The 16,555-nt window shown below is 62.0% G+C and carries 21 protein-coding genes; 13 read left to right on the top strand and 8 right to left on the bottom strand.

What is annotated here, in order from left to right; all coding sequences use genetic code 11:
* Window positions 1-151: 151 nt before the first annotated feature.
* Window positions 152-1,036: a sugar nucleotide-binding protein gene (locus HX790_RS17115; protein WP_017135982.1), complete on the top strand. Its 885-nt coding sequence runs from the start codon at window positions 152-154 to the stop codon at window positions 1,034-1,036.
* Window positions 1,037-1,193: 157 nt separating this feature from the next.
* Here HX790_RS17115 and HX790_RS17110 read toward each other — a convergent pair whose 3' ends face one another.
* From HX790_RS17110 to HX790_RS17090, 5 genes are all read right to left on the bottom strand, one after another.
* The gene (locus HX790_RS17110) at window positions 1,194-1,892 is read right to left on the bottom strand and encodes an OmpW family protein (protein ID WP_017135983.1); all 699 of its coding nucleotides are present in this window, start codon (window positions 1,890-1,892) and stop codon (window positions 1,194-1,196) included.
* 95 nt (window positions 1,893-1,987) lie between these two features.
* Window positions 1,988-2,509, bottom strand: coding sequence for a DUF3299 domain-containing protein (locus HX790_RS17105; protein WP_017135984.1), 522 nt, complete (start codon window positions 2,507-2,509; stop codon window positions 1,988-1,990).
* 11 nt (window positions 2,510-2,520) lie between these two features.
* A complete protein-coding gene (locus HX790_RS17100; protein WP_017135985.1) occupies window positions 2,521-3,786 on the bottom strand; it encodes an ABC transporter permease in 1,266 nt (421 codons plus the stop codon).
* A 1-nt stretch (window position 3,787) separates the two neighbouring features.
* Window positions 3,788-4,498 carry an ABC transporter ATP-binding protein gene (locus HX790_RS17095; protein ID WP_017135986.1) on the bottom strand — a complete coding sequence of 237 codons (711 nt, stop codon included), beginning with the start codon at window positions 4,496-4,498 and terminating at the stop codon, window positions 3,788-3,790.
* A gap of 151 nt (window positions 4,499-4,649) precedes the next feature.
* The gene (locus HX790_RS17090) at window positions 4,650-5,261 is read right to left on the bottom strand and encodes a DUF2796 domain-containing protein (protein WP_176991812.1); all 612 of its coding nucleotides are present in this window, start codon (window positions 5,259-5,261) and stop codon (window positions 4,650-4,652) included.
* 131 nt (window positions 5,262-5,392) lie between these two features.
* Here HX790_RS17090 and HX790_RS17085 point away from each other — a divergent pair, with 131 nt between their 5' ends.
* Window positions 5,393-5,734 (top strand): hypothetical protein, encoded by a 342-nt coding sequence (locus HX790_RS17085; RefSeq protein WP_017135988.1) that lies wholly within the window; start codon window positions 5,393-5,395, stop codon window positions 5,732-5,734.
* Here the strand turns inward: HX790_RS17085 and trxA are convergent.
* The 3 genes from trxA to HX790_RS17070 all read right to left on the bottom strand — a co-directional run bounded on the left by trxA (window position 5,731) and on the right by HX790_RS17070 (window position 8,095).
* On the bottom strand, window positions 5,731-6,603 hold the full coding sequence (trxA, locus tag HX790_RS17080) for a thioredoxin (protein WP_056861912.1): 873 nt from the start codon (window positions 6,601-6,603) through the stop codon (window positions 5,731-5,733). The two genes, HX790_RS17085 and trxA, sit on opposite strands and share 4 nt — an antisense overlap.
* A 383-nt stretch (window positions 6,604-6,986) precedes the next feature.
* A complete protein-coding gene (locus HX790_RS17075) occupies window positions 6,987-7,643 on the bottom strand; it encodes a methyltransferase (RefSeq protein ID WP_017135990.1) in 657 nt (218 codons plus the stop codon).
* Window positions 7,640-8,095 (bottom strand): YbaY family lipoprotein, encoded by a 456-nt coding sequence (locus tag HX790_RS17070; protein WP_017135991.1) that lies wholly within the window; start codon window positions 8,093-8,095, stop codon window positions 7,640-7,642. The genes HX790_RS17075 and HX790_RS17070 overlap by 4 nt, the downstream gene beginning before the upstream one ends.
* Before the next feature lie 140 nt (window positions 8,096-8,235).
* Between HX790_RS17070 and nrdR the strand changes: the two genes are divergently transcribed.
* The 11 genes from nrdR (at window position 8,236) to HX790_RS17015 (ending at window position 16,441) form a co-directional block, all read left to right on the top strand.
* Entirely contained in the window at window positions 8,236-8,706 is a 471-nt protein-coding gene (nrdR, locus tag HX790_RS17065) for a transcriptional regulator NrdR (protein WP_015886108.1), read from the top strand.
* The gene (ribD, locus tag HX790_RS17060) at window positions 8,703-9,839 is read left to right on the top strand and encodes a bifunctional diaminohydroxyphosphoribosylaminopyrimidine deaminase/5-amino-6-(5-phosphoribosylamino)uracil reductase RibD (protein WP_176991811.1); all 1,137 of its coding nucleotides are present in this window, start codon (window positions 8,703-8,705) and stop codon (window positions 9,837-9,839) included. Before nrdR ends, ribD begins: the two co-directional genes overlap by 4 nt.
* A 47-nt stretch (window positions 9,840-9,886) precedes the next feature.
* Window positions 9,887-10,549 (top strand): riboflavin synthase, encoded by a 663-nt coding sequence (locus HX790_RS17055; protein WP_110621745.1) that lies wholly within the window; start codon window positions 9,887-9,889, stop codon window positions 10,547-10,549.
* Between the two features lie 15 nt (window positions 10,550-10,564).
* Window positions 10,565-11,656 (top strand): bifunctional 3,4-dihydroxy-2-butanone-4-phosphate synthase/GTP cyclohydrolase II, encoded by a 1,092-nt coding sequence (gene ribBA / locus HX790_RS17050; RefSeq protein WP_017135995.1) that lies wholly within the window; start codon window positions 10,565-10,567, stop codon window positions 11,654-11,656.
* Between the two features lie 88 nt (window positions 11,657-11,744).
* Window positions 11,745-12,221: a 6,7-dimethyl-8-ribityllumazine synthase gene (gene ribE / locus HX790_RS17045; protein WP_003176356.1), complete on the top strand. Its 477-nt coding sequence runs from the start codon at window positions 11,745-11,747 to the stop codon at window positions 12,219-12,221.
* The gene (gene nusB / locus HX790_RS17040) at window positions 12,218-12,718 is read left to right on the top strand and encodes a transcription antitermination factor NusB (protein ID WP_017135996.1); all 501 of its coding nucleotides are present in this window, start codon (window positions 12,218-12,220) and stop codon (window positions 12,716-12,718) included. Before ribE ends, nusB begins: the two co-directional genes overlap by 4 nt.
* A 16-nt stretch (window positions 12,719-12,734) precedes the next feature.
* Window positions 12,735-13,700, top strand: a complete 966-nt coding sequence (gene thiL / locus HX790_RS17035) for a thiamine-phosphate kinase (RefSeq protein WP_017135997.1) — start codon at window positions 12,735-12,737, stop codon at window positions 13,698-13,700.
* A gap of 55 nt (window positions 13,701-13,755) precedes the next feature.
* Window positions 13,756-14,481, top strand: a complete 726-nt coding sequence (locus HX790_RS17030; RefSeq protein WP_017135998.1) for an ABC transporter substrate-binding protein — start codon at window positions 13,756-13,758, stop codon at window positions 14,479-14,481.
* Between the two features lie 129 nt (window positions 14,482-14,610).
* The gene (gene ribA, locus HX790_RS17025) at window positions 14,611-15,228 is read left to right on the top strand and encodes a GTP cyclohydrolase II (RefSeq protein ID WP_017135999.1); all 618 of its coding nucleotides are present in this window, start codon (window positions 14,611-14,613) and stop codon (window positions 15,226-15,228) included.
* A complete protein-coding gene (locus tag HX790_RS17020; protein ID WP_017136000.1) occupies window positions 15,225-15,644 on the top strand; it encodes a nuclear FMR1 interacting 1 family protein in 420 nt (139 codons plus the stop codon). The genes ribA and HX790_RS17020 overlap by 4 nt, the downstream gene beginning before the upstream one ends.
* Window positions 15,641-16,441 (top strand): cobalamin-binding protein, encoded by an 801-nt coding sequence (locus tag HX790_RS17015; RefSeq protein WP_017136001.1) that lies wholly within the window; start codon window positions 15,641-15,643, stop codon window positions 16,439-16,441. Before HX790_RS17020 ends, HX790_RS17015 begins: the two co-directional genes overlap by 4 nt.
* The last annotated feature ends 114 nt before the right edge of the window (window positions 16,442-16,555 follow it).

The following is a 16,555-nucleotide window of genomic DNA, read 5'->3' as shown; positions in this document are numbered from 1 at the left end:
CCCATGCCAACAAGTTGCAATCAGGTACTTTGTCCGTGACGGTTGCGCTACAAACCCGCAAAATGCAACGATTCTGGCAACAACCTACGGCAAGGCGCACACGCCTGCCGATAATAACCATCGTTCCAAACAGACCGGGCCTGCTCAATCTATGCGAATGCGCCTTATGTTACTGGGCGGCGGGAATGCCCTCGGGCAGGCGCTGATTCGCCTCGGTGCAGAGGAAGACATCGGTTTCCTCGCACCTAAACCGCCCCAAGACGGCTGGGATGCCGCGAGCCTCACCCAATTGCTCGACGACACCCGTCCCGATGCGCTGATCAACCTCGCCTACTATTTCGACTGGTTCCAGGCCGAAGCGGTCAGCGAAACGCGTTTGGCCGCGCAGGAGTTCGCCATCGAACGCCTGGCCGAACTGTGCCAGCACCACAACATCACCTTGCTGCAACCGTCCAGCTACCGCGTGTTCGATGGCTCTCGTGCCACCGCCTACAGCGAAAAAGACGAACCGGTGCCCCTGGGCTTGCGCGGCCAGGCGTTATGGCGGATCGAGCAGAGCGTGCGCGCCACCTGCCCGCAACATGTGCTGCTGCGCTTTGGCTGGCTGCTGGATGACAGTGTCGATGGCACCCTCGGGCGCTTCCTGGCACGTGCCGAAAAGCCGGATGAATTGCTGATGGCCGATGACCGGCGCGGCAACCCGACGCCGGTGGACGATGCGGCGCGGGTGATCATTTCAGTGCTTAAACAGCTCGATTGCGCGGCGCCGCTGTGGGGCACCTATCATTACGCCGGCCACGAAGCGACCACGCCGTTGGCGCTGGGGCAGGCGATCCTTACTGAAGCGCGCAATTTTCATCCGCTGGCGATCGAGTCGCCCACCGCCCAGGCCCACGCGGCCCGGCCGGATGCGGCGGACGAGCCGCAGCACGCGGTGCTGGCCTGCAAGAAAATCCTCCACACCTTCGGCATCAAACCACGGGCGTGGCGGGCGGGGTTGCCGGCGTTGCTGGATCGGTTCTACCGACATAGCTGAAGGCAGCACAAAAAAATGTGGGAGCTGGGCTTGTGTGGGAGCTGGCTTGCCTGCGATAGCATCACCGCGGTATCACTGATACACCGAGGTGCCTGTATCGCGGGCAAGCCCGACTCCCACACAACCCCAGCTCCCACATTGGGTTATGCCGTGTTGTTTAGAACTTGTAACCAATACCCACCATGTAAACCATCGGGTCAACATCCACATTGACCTTGGCGCGTGTGCCTTGGCCCAGCGCATTGTTATCCACAGTCGCCTTGGTGCTGATGTCGATGTAGCGCGCCTGGGCGTTGATCATCCACTTGTCGTTGATCATGTAGTCGGCGCCGATCTGCGCGGCCCAGCCCCAGGAGTTTTCAGCCTTGAAGTTGCTGAAGCCAGCTTGTTCGGCGCGGCTGCCAACGTGCTCGTCGTAGATCCAGGTGTAGTTGATACCGGCGCCTACATACGGCTGGAACGCGGACTTGTTGTCCAGCGGGTAGTACACGACGCTCAAGGTCGGCGGCAGGTGCTTGAGCGTACCGAGCTTGCCGTTGGCGGCGCCCAGGGCGGTGTTCTTGATCTTCACGTCATGCTCGAACGGCGTGGCGGCCAGCAGTTCGATACCGATGTGGTTGGTGATCATGTAGGCGAAGTTGAGGCCCAGTTGGGTGTCGCTGCTCATGGTCGCCTTGCCGCCCAGGTTGGTGCCGGCCAATGGCCCCTGGTCAACCTTCACATGGCCGCTGTCTGCTTTCGGGTTCACGGTGATTGCACCGGCGCGAATCAGAATATCGCCGGCTTCGTGAGCGTGTGCGACAGGGGCGGCGAGGGCGAGCGCGAAGAGGGACGCGCCGAGCAGAGACTTGTTCATGGGAGCTCCAAAAGGACGTTTAAAAGTTGTACGTCCAATGGTAAAGATCGTTCCGTCCGATCTTTTGACTCAGCTCAATGAAAGCTCGATCAGCGTTACTCCTGCAGTTCGTAGACGTAAATCTTCTCGGCATCCATCTGGTAACCGGCGTCGGCCAGCTCACTGGAAGACGGCTTTACCTGCATCGCACCTTCGATCCAATACGGCTGATACAGCTCATCAAGCTTCACGCCGACTTCGCTTTTCACATGCACGATCTGGTTCGACGGCGGCGGCGGTACGTGGATGCACGCGCCGAAATACGGCACCAGCAAAAACTCGGTGGTGCGGCCTTCTTCGCTGACTTCCAGCGGCACGATATAGCCCGGCAAACGGATGTGCTTGCCGTTCAGGCTCTGCACCACTGGCGCGTTGGGCAGTTCCTGTTTAGCCGCAGGCGCGGCCTCGACCGAAAGCGCATCGGCCATGTTCGACAGGTCGTGCAGCGGTTTCATGTTGGGGACTTCCGGCGGCGCGTCCGGCGGGATCATTTCCTGCCACGACAGGTCCTTGGGCTGCTCGTCGGCCCAGGCGGGCACCACCACCAGCAGCAACAGCGCAAACAGGGCACGATGCATCGACAGCTTCCTCATAAACGTATGGACAGGCCATCGGCCAACGATTGCCGATAGGCGCGCCACGCGGGCACGCTGCCCATCAACAGCGCGGCGGCCAGGATACCGATGAGCAAGGTCCATTCATATTCGCTCGGCCACGACATCGGCAGGTCCAGGCCGTAGTTGGCCTGCAAATACCCGCGCGACGCGGCGATGCACACGTACAGCAGACCCACGCCCGCCACGACGCCCGACAAAGCCAGCGCGAAGGCTTCGAAGATCAGCAGGGTCGCAATGTGCCAGGGGCGTGCGCCCACCGAGCGCAAAATCGCCATCTCGCGGCGGCGTTCATTGAGGCTGGTGAGGATTGCCGTAAGCATACCGATCAAGCCCGTCAGCACCACGAACAGCGAGATCACGAACAGCGCTTTTTCGGCGGTGCCCATCATGCTCCACAGCTCTTGCAGCGCCACGCCCGGCAGGATCGCCAGCATCGGCTCGCCACGGAACTCATTGATCTCGCGTTGCAGCGCGAAGGTGGAAATCTTGTTGTTCAGGCCGAGCATAAACGCAGTGATCGCTTGCGGCGTGAGGTCCATATTGCGTGCCTGGTCGGCACTGATACGGCCTTTGCCCTGGGCCGGCACGCCGTTGTGCCAGTCGATATGGATCGCCTCCATACCGCCGAGGCTGATGTGCAGCGTGCGGTCCACCGGCGTGCCGGTGCGCTTGAGAATGCCGACCACGGTAAACGGTTTGTCGTCGTGTTTGACCAGGCTAACCACTGCTACACCGTGGGCCAGCACCAGCTTGTCGCCGAGCTTGTAGTGCAGCGCATCCGCCACTTCGGCGCCGAGCACCACTTCGAATGGGTCAGTGGCGAAAGCACGGCCGCTGGCCAGTTCGAGGTTCTGCTTGCGGCCATATTGGTAATGCTCGAAGTAGGACGCGTTGGTGCCCATCACGCGATAGCCACGGTGCGAGTCGCCGAGGGAAATCGGGATCGCCCATTTCACCTGCGGGCTGGCGGCGAAGTGCTCGAAGCTGTCCCAACGGATGTTATTGGTGGCGTTGCCGATGCGGAACACCGAATACAGCAGCAAGTTGACCGAGCCGGAGCGGGCGCCAACGATCAGGTCAGTGCCGCTGATGGTGCTGGCGAAACTGTTGCGCGCCTCAACACGCACGCGTTCAACGGCGAGCAACAGGCACACCGAAAGGGCGATGGCGAAGGCAGTGAGAATCGCGGTAAAGCGGCGGTTAGCCAGGCTGGCCATGGCTAGACGGAACAGATACATCTCAAACCTCTGCGGGCGTGGCGGCGCGATTGAGTTCGGCCAGCGACAGGTGGCGGTCGAACAGCGGCGCGAGGCTCTGGTCATGGCTGACGAATAACAGACTGGCGCCTGCTTCGCGGCATTCGGCGAACAGCAGCTGAATGAACGCTTCGCGGGCGTCGTAATCGAGGGCTGAGGTGGGTTCGTCGGCGATCACCAGTTCCGGTTGGCCGATCAACGCACGGGCGGCGGCCACGCGTTGTTGCTGGCCGATGGACAGCGAGTCGGCACGGCGTTCCAGCAGGTCTTTGTCCTTCAAGCCCAAATGCGCCAGCAAGGTCGCGGCGGCCTGGTCGACGCTGCCGTGTCGCTGAGTCGCCCGCTGCGCACGCAGCCTGGAAAAGTGACACGGCAGTTCGACGTTCTCGCGCACTGAGAGAAACGGCAACAGGTTGAATTGCTGAAAAATATAGCCGGTGTGATCGACGCGGAAGCGGTCGCGGGCACCGGCCGAGAGTTCGGTCAGCTCCTGGCCGAGCAGGCGAATGCTGCCACGGCTGGGTTTCTGTACGCCGCCCAACAGCCCGAGCAAGGTGGTTTTGCCACTGCCGCTCGGGCCTTTGAGAAACAAAGTTTCCCCCGCTTCCAGGCGGAACGCGGGGATATCCAGCAACTGCGGGTGGCCGGGCCAGTTGAAGCCCAGGTCAGACAGTTCGATCAGTGCTTGGGTCATAGGGCATCAGTGGTCTGGTTTGATTTGGATGATGGCACCGATCCCATGTGGGAGCTGGCTTGCCTGCGATGACGGCGGCACATTCAATATCGATGTGTCTGTTATACCGCTATCGCAGGCAAGCCAGCTCCCACATTGACCGTGTTTCAAATCAGAATTTCAGGGTGGCTGCGGCGGCCGTCGCTTCAACACCTTGCTGGCCGCTTGGGCCGATCAGTTGTACCTGAATCTTCTGGGTGGCAGGGAAGGTCTTGAACACTTGGGTCAGGTCGAGGTTGCTCAGCGCGGTCGGCGTGGCGCAGGTGAACTGGTAGTGCGCGTGGATTTCGCTGTGGTCGTGATGATGTTCGTGGGCGGCAGTGCCTTTGCCGTCGGTGGCGTGGTCGTCATCGTCCTCATCATGGTCGGCTTCAGGCTTATCGCCAAACAACGGGCTGTTGAGTTCCTGGGTGCTGATCACACAACCGGCAGATTTGGGCAGCGTGAACAGCGCCTGTGGGTTTTCCAGCTGCTTGCGTGCGGCGGCGACCTTGGCTTTGTCGGCAGGCGTGGTGGCCTTGTGTTCAAAGCCCACAAGGTTCATGGCCGGGCTGTCGAATTCCAGCTCAAGCGCCTGGCCGTCGAGTACCGCATTGAGGCGGCCGACACCATGCTCATGGGCACCGAGGCTGCCGTGTTCATGCTCATGATCGTGTTCATCGGAGGCGTGGGCGATGGCCAGGGGCAGCAGGGCAAACGGCAAGGCAAGCAGCAGACGGCGCATGAGAAGGCTCCATAAGATGAAAGTTTTGTTATGTGATCTTATAACAATATTCGCGCCAGTTTGAACGCCCGCTTGGCGTTGCGCAAGTCGCGTGGGAGCATGCGGGTCGGAAAACTGCGGGAGTAAGAGCGATGTTGCGAATTCGTGGAACCGTCGGTGACTTGCCGGTGGATTTGACCCTGGAACTCGATGACGGCGATTGGGCGCGCCTGGGCGAGCACTTGCAGGCAACTCCGGCGCCGAGCGCGCCGGCTGTTGCGCCGGTCAAACACAACGATGATTTGTGGCAGAACGCCCAGGATCTGTTGCGCAAGGCCGGGCAACTTAATGGGCTTGAGTTGCTTGATCAGCTTGAAGGCTTGGCCGGTGATGCAGCCTCAGGCAAACGCCTGCTGGTACGGCTGCGCCACAGTGCCAGTGTGAAAGTGGCCAGCGGCGGGGATACGCCGCTGTACAGCTGGATCGGCGATTAATACAGCGCGGCGAACAACTTGCGACGGTACACCGTGACCAGCGGGTGGTCATTGCCCAGCAGTTCGAACACCTGCAGCAACGTCTTGTGCGGCAGGCCTTCGCTGTAGCTGCGGTTGCGGATAAACAGCTTGAGCAGGCCTTCCAGCGCGGCGTCGTATTGCTGGCGCGCCAGTTGCTGAATCGCCAGTTGATAGGCTGCTTCATCGTCCTGCGGGTCTTGCGCCAGGCGGCTTTTCAAGTCGGCGGCATCCGGCAGGTCGGCGGCCTGGCGCAGGAAGGTGATTTGCGCCTTGGCGCCGGCGAGGGCGGCTTTGTGATCGTCGCTTTTCACCGCGTCGAGTACAGCCTGAGCTTCGCCCAATTCACCGCGTTCGGCCAGGCAACGTGCATACAGAATCAGCGCGCCAGCATTGGTGTTGTCCTCGCCCAGCAGCGCCACCAGCACCGCTTCGGCATCGCTGATACGGCCTTCGGCAAACAACGCCTGGGCCTGTTCCAGCGGATCAGCGGCCTTCGGTGGCGGCATCTTCACGTGGGGCTCGAGCATCGCTCGCACGGCCGACTCCGGCTGCGCCCCGGCAAATCCATCCACCGGCTGGCCGTCCTTGAACAGCACCACCGTGGGCAGGCTTTGAATGCCAAAACGCGCGACGATGTCCTGCTCGGCCTCGCAATCGACCTTGGCCAGCAGCAACTCGCCCTGATAACTCTCGGCGATTTTCGCCAGCATCGGCATCAATGCCTTGCACGGCGCGCACCACTCGGCCCAGAAATCCACCAGCACGGGTTTTTCGAATGAGTTCTGAATCACTGCCTGGTCGAACGTAGCAGTGGTGGCGTCGAAGATGTACGGCGTGGGCTCACTCATGGGGCGTCTCGAATAAAGCGGGAATGGGGCAACTATAAGGGCTGGCGAGGTTGGCTGAAAGCATGATGAGTTCAAGCCAGCCCCTACTGGAGAATGCGCTCAACTGTGGGAGCTGGCTTGCCCGCGATGGCCATAGGTATCTACACAACTTTTGAAGGCAGCCAATTTCTCCTGTGGCGAGCAGGCTTGCCCTGCGTTGGGCTGCGAAGCAGCCCCAAACCCAGTCGCTGAGTTCTTTCAGGAAAAATGCAGTGCCTTTACTGGGGCCGCTTCGCAGCCCAACGCAGGCGGTGCGACGATTCGACAAGCCTGCTCGCCACAACAGCCCACTTACAACAGACTTCGTGTTAACCGGTTGTGTAGATACCTATGCCGCGATGGCCTCAAGCGCGCCGCGAATGGTACAGGCTCACTTTGCGAAACTCCCAAGGCTCGGCCAGGTCCGGCAGCGTCAGCGCATCGAGGATGTCCAGGCGCTGATACGCCGGGTGCTGGAAGTCGCGCACCCGGGAGTCGGCCACCAGCGCTTCATGGCCACGCGTCAGGAAGTGGTCGAGCAGCGGCAGGTTGGCGCGGTCGTAGAGCACGTCGGCCACCAGGATCAGGTCGAAGCGGTCGGCCTCGGCAAAAAAGTCGGCTGAATAACTCAGCGCTACACCATTGAGTTCGGCGTTTGCCCGGCAAGCGGCCAAAGCCAGCGGGTCGAGGTCGCAGGCCACCACTTCCAGCGCGCCGGCTTTAACCGCAGCAATCGCAGCCACACCGGAACCTGCGCCAAAATCCAGCACGCGTTTGCCCGCCACCCACTCGGGATTCGCTGCCAGGTAGCGCGCCAGTGCCAAACCGCTGGCCCAGCAAAAACTCCAGTACGGCGGTTCATGCAGGATGCGCCGGGTCTCTTCCTGGCTGAAGGCACGGTCCATGTTGCCTGCGTCCAGCAGCCACAACGACAGCTCGGTGCCCGGCAGCGGGCAGGGCACCAGTTGTGCGTCGCCGATCAGTTCGCTCAGGGCGCGTTGCAGGCCCAGCGGTGGCGTCATGGTGCCCGGACGAGTTGCAGAGGGCCGGTGGTCTGGGTGATCGCCTGGGTGATACGCACCGCAGGCAGGTGCAGGATCAACTGGCCGGACTGGCTGGCGCGACCGCGCAGCTCAACCCGTGCACCGGCTGGGAAAGCCTCTGGGTTAAAACGCAGGCGGAAGGCCAGTGGCTTGCCGTTGCCGGTGAGTACGCTGCTGGCGAGCAGTTGTTGCGGGCGGTTGCGCTCATCGATTACCAGCAGGGCCAGTTCGACTTCGGCATTGGCTGGCACGCCATTCAGGCTGCCGTTGATTTCCCGCTGGTAAGCCGGCAAGGGGCCGAGGTCTTCAATGCCGGGGACTTTTTTCTCTTGGGCAGGCGCGGGTTGTGGTGTCGACGGTTTTGGGGCTTCGCTGCTACAGGCGACCAGAAAACTGAACAGGGCGAGTAAAACAAGTGGTCGTAACTGCATGTACGGCTCCAGAAAGGACAAAATCCGTGGCTTAAAAAATATGAAACATAATAGTCAGCCTATATACCGTAAAGGCTATGGCTTGTCTTGCCACGGGGATGCGCTACCATGGCCCTCCCATTTTTTGTTGCCTGCCAACCATGCACTGTCCCTTCTGCGGTGCCAACGACACCAAGGTCATTGACTCGCGTCTGGTCGCCGAGGGCGATCAAGTACGCCGCCGGCGCGAATGCCTGGCCTCTGGCTGCGGTGAACGTTTCACCACCTTCGAAACCGCCGAACTGGTGTTGCCACGTCTGATCAAGTCCGACGGCAGCCGCCAGCCTTTCGACGAAGAAAAACTGCGCGCCGGTATGCAGCGCGCCCTGGAAAAACGCCCGGTGAGTGTCGAGCGGCTGGAGGCGGCGCTGGTGCATATCAAGCACAAGCTGCGCGCCACCGGCGAGCGCGAGGTCAAGAGCCTGGTGGTTGGAGAACTGGTGATGGGCGAGCTGCAAAAGCTCGACGAAGTCGCCTATATCCGTTTCGCCTCCGTGTATCGACGCTTCCAGGACCTCAATGAGTTCCGCGAAGAGATCGACCGCCTGGCCCGTGAGCCTGCCAAAGAATGAACCCACCGTCTGCCGAACAAGCCGTCCTCGATGCCCATTACATGGCCCGCGCCCTCGAATTGGCGCGCAAAGGCCTGTACACCACCCACCCCAACCCACGAGTGGGCTGCGTGATTGTGCGGGATGGGCAGATTGTCGGCGAAGGCTGGCATGAGCGCACCGGCGAGCCCCATGCCGAGCCGAACGCCCTGCGCGCCGCTGGTGAAAAGGCCCGTGGCGCCACGGTGTACGTGACCCTCGAACCGTGCAGCCACCATGGGCGCACGCCGCCTTGCGCCGATGCGCTGGTGACCGCCGGTGTGGCACGCGTAGTGGCCGGGATGCAGGACCCGAATCCGGAAGTGGCCGGGCGCGGACTGCAGCGCTTGGCTCAAGCCGGCATCGAAACCCACAGCGGCGTACTCGAACAACAAGCGCGCGCGCTGAACCCCGGCTTCCTCAAGCGTATGGAACACGGCCTGCCGTTTGTGCGGGTCAAGCTGGCGATGAGCCTGGACGGCCGTACCGCGATGGCCAGCGGCGAAAGCCAATGGATTACCGGGCCGGCTGCCCGCGCCGCCGTGCAGCGCCTGCGCGCCGAGGCCAGTGTAGTGCTGACCGGCGCCGATACGGTGCTGGCCGACGGTGCGCGCCTTACTGTGCGCGCCGCTGAGCTTGGTCTGGACGAAGAAGCCACCGCTCTGGCCATGTCGCGCCCGCCATTGCGCGTGTTGATCGACGGTCGCCTGCGGGTGCCGCTCAACGCGCCGTTCTTCAAGGCCGGCCCGGCGCTGGTCATCACCTGCGTCACCGCGGAAAACCAGTTCCCGCGTGGCCCGGAATGCCTGGTGGTGCCGGGCGTTGAAGGCCAGGTCGACCTGCGTTCGGCGCTGCTGGCGCTGGCAGCCCGTGGCGTCAACGAAGTGCTGGTGGAAGCCGGCCCAAGCCTGGCGGGCGCGTTTGCCCAGCAAGGCCTGGTCGACGAATACGTGATTTTCGTCGCCGGCAAGTTCCTGGGCTCCGCCGCCCGGCCTTTGCTCGACTGGCCGCTTGAGAAACTGGCCGACGCCCCCCAACTCAAGATCACTGAAATGCGCGCTGTAGGCGACGACTGGCGAGTCACTGCCATCCCGCTACCACCAGCGAGCGTATAATTCCGACCGGGCGCTCCAGCGCCCGTCCCGTTTTCCAGGAGAAGGCCATGTTCACCGGCATTATCGAATCCATCGGCAGCATCCGCGCCATGACCCCAAAGGGCGGCGACGTACGCCTGCTGGTTGAAACCGGCAAGCTCGACCTCGGCGACGTCAAGCTGGGCGACAGCATCGCTGTCAGCGGCGTGTGCCTGACCGTCATCGAGTTGCCGGGTAACGGCTTTGCCGCCGACGTCAGCCGGGAAACCCTGGACTGCACCGCGATGAATGATCTTGCGGCCGGCAGCCCGGTAAACCTGGAAAAAGCCCTGACCCCGACCACCCGTTTGGGCGGCCACCTGGTCAGCGGCCACGTCGACGGCGTCGGCGAGGTGGTTGCACGCAGCGAAAACGCGCGCGCCGTGGAATTCCGTATCCGCGCGCCGAAAGAGCTGGCCAAGTACATCGCCCACAAAGGCTCGATCACCGTCGACGGCACCAGCCTGACTGTGAACGCCGTGAATGGCGCCGAATTCGAACTGACCATCATCCCGCACACCTTGAGCGAAACCATCATGGCGTCGTACCAGCCAGGTCGCCGGGTGAACCTGGAAGTCGACTTGCTTGCCCGTTACCTGGAGCGCCTGCTGATGGGCGATAAGGCCGCAGAGCCAGCATCCGGGAACATCACCGAAAGCTTTCTGGCCGCTAACGGCTACCTGAAATCCTGACCAAGGGGGTGCCGCGTGGCGCTCAATAGCATCGAAGAACTGGTTGAAGACATCCGCCAAGGCAAGATGGTCATCCTGATGGATGACGAAGATCGCGAGAACGAAGGCGATATCATCATGGCCGCCGAGGCGTGCAAGCCCGAGCACATCAACTTTATGGCCAAGCACGCCCGTGGGCTGATCTGCATGCCCATGAGTCGCGAGCGCTGCGAGCTGCTCAAGCTGCCGTTGATGGCGCCGCGCAATGGCTCGGGTTTTGGTACCAAGTTCACCGTATCGATTGAAGCGACCACCGGCGTCACCACCGGCATTTCCGCCGCCGACCGCGCCCGCACGGTGCAAGCCGCTGCGGCCAAAGACGCCAAGGCCGAAGACATCGTCAGCCCCGGCCACATTTTCCCGCTGATGGCCCAACCGGGCGGCACCCTCGCTCGCGCCGGCCACACCGAGGCGGCCTGTGACCTGGCGCGCATGGCCGGTTTCGAGCCAAGCGGCGTGATCTGCGAAGTGATGAACGACGACGGCACCATGGCCCGTCGCGCCGAACTTGAGGCGTTTGCTGCCGAACACGGCATCAAGATCGGCACCATTGCCGACCTGATTCACTACCGCATGATCCACGAACGTACCGTTCAGCGGATTGCCGAGCAGCCGCTGGACAGCGAACTGGGCCAGTTCAACCTGGTGACCTACCGTGATTCAGTCGAAGGCGATGTGCACATGGCCCTCACCTTGGGGAGCATTTGCGCTGAAGAACCGACCCTGGTGCGCGTGCATAACATGGACCCGCTGCGCGACCTGCTGATGGTCAAGCAGCCGGGCCGCTGGAGCCTGCGTGCCGCCATGGCCGCGGTTTCCGAGGCTGGCAGCGGTGTGGTGCTGTTGCTCGGCAACCCGGTGGATGGCGACGTATTGCTCGCGCATATTCGTGAAACTGCCGAGCACACCCAGGTCAAAACACCGACCACCTACAGCATCGTCGGTGCCGGTTCGCAGATCCTGCGTGACCTCGGTGTGCGCAAAATGCGCCTGATGAGCGCACCGATGAAATTTAATGCGATATCCGGATTCGATCTGGAAGTTGTAGAATACGTGCCCTCCGAATAAAGGCCGGCGTTTTCTGCCCCTTGTTCGCGGTTAAATCATCACTGAGGGACGCACTTTTCGCGTCCCGGCTCTTTAAGAGATTTGTCGAATGACCCTGAAGACCATCGAAGGTACCTTCATCGCCCCCAAAGGCCGCTATGCCCTGGTGGTTGGCCGCTTCAACAGCTTCGTGGTTGAAAGCCTGGTAAGCGGTGCCGTGGATGCCCTGGTTCGCCACGGTGTGAGCGAGAGCGACATCACTATCATCCGCGCCCCTGGCGCCTTCGAAATTCCACTGGTTGCGCAAAAAGTTGCACAGCAGGGTGAATACGCGGCGATCATCGCCCTGGGCGCGGTCATTCGGGGCGGTACTCCGCACTTCGAATACGTGGCTGGCGAATGCACCAAGGGCCTGGCCCAGGTGTCCATGGAGTTCGGCGTGCCAGTCGCTTTCGGCGTACTGACCGTAGATTCCATCGAGCAAGCCATCGAGCGCTCCGGCACCAAGGCCGGTAACAAGGGCGCAGAAGCTGCCTTGTCCGCACTGGAAATGGTTAGCCTGCTGTCGCAGTTGGAGGCCAAGTGATTTCCGACGAGAGCGATCAGTTCAACCCACAGGATCCGCGTCCAGCCGATGCCGGCAAGCCATCCAAAAGCGAGAAGCGCCGTAAGGCGCGTCAACTCGCGACCCAGGCGCTGTACCAGCGCCTGATGGCCGGAGCCTCGCTGAACGAAATCGAAGCGCAGTTTCGCGTCGACAACGACTTCACGTTTGCCGACCAGAGCTACTTCCACGATATCCTGCACGGTGTGCATGCCAACCTGACCGAGATCGACACGGCTCTGGCGCCATGCCTGGACCTGACCATTGAAGAACTCGACCCGGTTGAACTGTGCGTGATGCGCCTGTCCACCTGGGAGTTGCTCAAGCGCGTCGACGTGCCTTACCGCGTGGTGATCAACGAAGGTATCGAGCTGGCGAAAGTCTACGGTTCGACCGACGGCCACAAGTTCGTCAACGGCGTGCTCGACAAGCTGGCCCCGCGCCTGCGCGAAGCCGAAGTGAAGGAACACAAGCGCTAAGTCGCTTGAGTCCTGAATGGGTGAGTTCGAGCTGATCCGCAATTACTTCGCTGCCGCGCCTTGTGCGCAGGGCGGTGAAGGCATTGCCTTGGGGATCGGCGACGACTGCGCCCTGCTGGCGCTCCCTGCCGGGGAGCAGTTGGCAATCTCCACCGATACGCTGGTGGCTGGCGTGCACTTCGCCGACCCCTGTGACCCGTTCCTGCTCGGCCAGCGCTCGCTGGCCGTGGCAGTCAGCGACCTGGCCGCCATGGGCGCCCATCCTCTGGCCTTCACCCTCGCACTCACCACACCCACCGTCGATGCCGATTGGCTGCAACGCTACGCCCAGGGTTTGAACGCCATGGCGCAAAGCTGCGGCGTGGGGCTGGTGGGCGGCGATACCACGCGCGGGCCGCTGAGCCTGACCCTGACCGTGTTTGGCCGTGTGCCGGCCGGGCAGGCGCTGGTTCGCAGCGGTGCACAGCCGGGTGATTTGCTGTGTGTGGGTGGTGAGCTGGGTAACGCTGCCGGCGCTTTGCCGCTGGTATTGGGGCAACGCACGGCGGACGCAGCTATCGCTGATCCGCTGCTCGCCCATTACTGGTCGCCGCAACCGCAGTTGGCGCTGGGCCTCGCGCTTCGGGGTAAGGCCACGTCTGCGATGGACATCTCCGACGGCCTGCTGGCCGATTGTGGGCATATCGCCAAGGCATCGGCTGTCAGGCTGGTCATTGAGCGTGAGAAACTGCCGTTATCCCAGGCGTTGCTGGCGTTTGTTGGCGATGACGATGCCCGTGTGGCCGCGTTGAGCGGGGGCGACGACTATGTGTTGGCGTTCACCCTGCCACCGGCCGAGCTGGCGCCGCTGTTGGCGGACGGCTGGCCGATTCACGTGATCGGCCGGGTCGCGGCGGGGCAGGGCGTGACGCTGATTGACGCCGCCGGGCAAGACATCACGCCAGCCGTGCGCGGCTATCAGCATTTTCGCGACACGCCGTAAGCGACAGACCTGCGCTACCCTCTATACGGTTATCCCTGTACAGGAGGTAGTCACCATGGGTGTGCGCCGTTGGCTGCTGATAGTGTTGTGCGCTCTCGCAACCCAGATTCTCGCCGATGAAGCACCTGTCCCTGGCAAGATCATGCTGGCCAGTGAGCAGTGGAACGACTACACCAACAAAGATGGCAGCGGCCTGGCCTGGGATGTGTTGCGAAAGATCTTCGAGCCGGTGGGCATTACCGTGCAAACCCGCAGCGTGCCCTATACCCGTTCGGTCGGCCTGGCCCAGCGTGGCGAGGTGGATGGCTGGGTCGGTTCTTATCGCGACGAAGCCAGTGGCGTGTTGTACCCGCACTGGAATTTCGACTCCGACCACATCTACGCCCTAGGGCTGGCAGCCACACCTGCACCGAGCATCGCCACGCTGGGCAATTATCGTTTGGCCTGGGTGCGCGGCTACAAGTACGAGGAATACCTGCCGAATGTGCGCCGCTTCAACCCGATAGAACGTCGGAGTGGCATCCTGCCGATGCTGCAACACGGCCGCGCCGACTTCTATATTGATGCCCTCACTGAAGCCAAATACGTGCTCAGCCAGTCGGATGACCCGGCGCAATTCAAGCTCACTCATATAGCCGAACTGCCGCTCTACATAGGCTTTGCCGACACCGAGCGTGGGCGGGAATTGATGGGGGTTTATGAGCAACGCATGGCCACGTTGGTGAAGAGCGGCGAGTTGAAAGCGATTTTCGAGCACTGGAAACAACCGTACCCGTTCTGACCTGCATAGAACCAGGACGAAGGCCAATCGAACCTATTGATCTTTATCAGCGATAATTCAGCTTAAGCGTCTGTAGGAACCTGCTGTTACAATGACGCCCTCTGTGAAATCTGAAATCAGGAGCACACGGTGCCCGTCGTTTTCGTCGCCGCTTCCAAGCTGCCTACCCCTTTTGCCACGTTCACCATGAACGGCTTTCTCGAAGAGGCCACTGGCCGCGAGCACGTCGTGCTCAGCCTGGGTGATATCGCCGACGGCGCGCCGGTGCTCGGCCGCGTGCATTCCGAATGCCTGACCGGCGACGCCTTGTTCAGCCAGCGCTGCGACTGCGGCTCGCAACTGGAAGCGGCCATGCGCGCCATTGCCCGTGAAGGCCGTGGTGTGCTGCTGTACTTGCGCCAGGAAGGCCGTGGCATTGGCCTGATGAACAAGATTCGCGCCTACGAGCTGCAAGATGGTGGCGCCGATACCGTCGAAGCCAACGAGCGCCTGGGTTTTGCCGCCGACCAGCGCGACTACGCGATCTGCCTGCCGATGCTGGAGCATTTAGGCGTCAAATCCCTTCGCCTGATGACCAACAACCCGCGCAAAGTCAAAGCCTTGACCGAGATGGGCATCACCGTGGCCGAGCGCGTGCCGCTGCACACCGGGCAAAACCCGCACAACAAGCTCTACCTGGCCACCAAAGCCAGCAAGCTCGACCACATGATGGGTAACGAGCATCAGGGCGAGGTCGACCGCGCGTGACCCGTGGCCAGGTAAAACGGCGACTGTCCTTCAACTGGTGGCAGTACCTGGCCCTGGCATTGCTCCCGCTGTTCGTGCTTAACCTGGTGTTCGGGCAAGCCCAATCCCTGCTTCCTGTGTTGGCCATGCCGCTCTTTATTGCCGGCGTGGCCTCGATGTTTCTGAGCCTGCGTTATTTTCATGGCTATAAACACGCACTGATCGCCACTTCCAAAGCTCTCGATACGCCCGAAGAACCGGCTGCGTGGATTACCCTCGCGGCCCGTCGGCGCACGGCGTTGCTGGTGGCTGCCCTGCCAGCCTGGATCGGTGCGTTGGCGGTGTTTGTCGGCCTGGAGGCGGTGCCGCTGTGCCTGCTGGCGCTGTCGACACTGGTGCTGTTCTATCTCTATCGCATCCCGCGTCAGCTGGGATGATGCGTGTTTGGCTGTCGCTTCTGGTGCTGGCATTCAGTGCCCAGGCGATTGCGGTTGAACGCGTCGTCAGCCTGGCGCCGTCTCTCTCCGAAATCGTGGTCGAACTGGGCGCCGCCGACCTGCTGGTGGGCGTGCTCGACGGCGGCGAGCGCCCGGCGGCATTGGCCCAAGTGCCGTCGGTTGGGCAATACGGCCAACTGAATATGGAGCGCTTGCTCAGCCTCAAGCCCGACCTCATTCTGCTCTGGCCCGGCAGTGTTGGCCCGGCCCAGCGCGAGCAATTGCAGCGCCTGAATATCCCGGTTTATGTGGCTGAACCCCATAGCCTTGAACAGCTGACGGCCCAGGTACAAGCCATCGCTCAACAATTGGGCCGCGAAGCGGCGGGGCGCACGCTGGCCGCGCAGTTACGCCAACGCTTGGCCGAACTGCGCCAACGCTATCAGCGCGCCGAACCGTTACGTGTGTTTTATCAGGTATGGAACCAGCCGCTGTACACCGTGGGCGGTGGGCAGATCATCAGTGATGCCTTGGAGGTATGTGGCGCACGCAACGTGTTTGCCGACCTCAAACTGCCCGCGCCGCAGGTCAGCGTCGAGTCAGTGTTGCAGCGCAACCCTCAGCTGATCCTGGCGGGTGATCAGGCGCAACTCGACGAGTGGAAGGCCTGGCCTCAGATCGCGGCGGTGGCTGAAGGTCGTATGCAGGTCGTGCCCGACAAGGGGCTGGAGCGGCCCAGCGGGCAAATGGTTGAGGCCATCGCGAAGCTCTGTCAGGCAATGGCTGCCCAGCGCTGAGAGTCGCTGTGTTTTCGTCTGCTGCGGTGCGATTAGTCTGTCAAAACCATCGGATTTTGCCTGGCGATCTACCCGCCTAGGAGTGCTAGTTTCGCGGCTCTCCCATTCGAGCTG

Source organism: Pseudomonas sp. IPO3747, from assembly GCF_013385245.1.
GTDB lineage: Bacteria > Pseudomonadota > Gammaproteobacteria > Pseudomonadales > Pseudomonadaceae > Aquipseudomonas > Aquipseudomonas edaphica.
The sequence above is the reverse complement of the archived record's forward strand: the minus strand, read 5'-3'. Positions and strand labels throughout refer to the sequence as shown.